Source organism: Clostridium boliviensis (genome assembly GCF_033342255.1).
In the GTDB taxonomy this organism is placed as follows: Bacteria; Bacillota; Clostridia; order Lachnospirales; family Lachnospiraceae; genus Lacrimispora; species Lacrimispora boliviensis.
This window is the reverse complement of record NZ_JAWONS010000310.1, coordinates 1-419: the sequence shown is the minus strand read 5'-3', so window position 1 is coordinate 419 and position 419 is coordinate 1. Positions and strand designations below refer to the sequence as shown.

1 protein-coding gene is annotated in these 419 nt (G+C 61.8%); it reads right to left on the bottom strand.

From position 1 onward, the window contains the following. The coding region (locus tag RZO55_RS21835) for a TCP-1/cpn60 chaperonin family protein (RefSeq protein ID WP_318066380.1) at positions 1-419 on the bottom strand (419 nt) is incomplete at both ends.

Genomic DNA, 419 nt, shown 5'->3' with positions numbered 1-419 from the left:
CTCACTTCTCCCGCCGCCTGAAGCGCGTGATACTTGACAGGCACAGGATCCACAACGCCCATTTCGATCATGTCAACCACATTGCCTCGGTCACAATCGATTCCGAGGGAATCGGACTGCCGCTTCAACTGGAGCGCCTTCACGGCTTCCACTTTTTCGAGGGGGTTGAAACCGGCATTGGCCACGACTTGAACCATCGGACGATGCAGAGCCTCGGCCACGGCGGCCACACCGAACCGCTCCATGCCCTGAACCGAATCCCGGTATTTCTCCACTTCCCGGGCCAGGGCCAATTCGGCGGCACCGCCACCCGGGAGGAAACCTCCGCGGACTGCCGCCTGTACGGCGGAGGCGGCATCCTTGCAGATCCGCTCCCGTTCACCCACCACTTCCTCGGTGGAAGCACCGACCAGAATGGT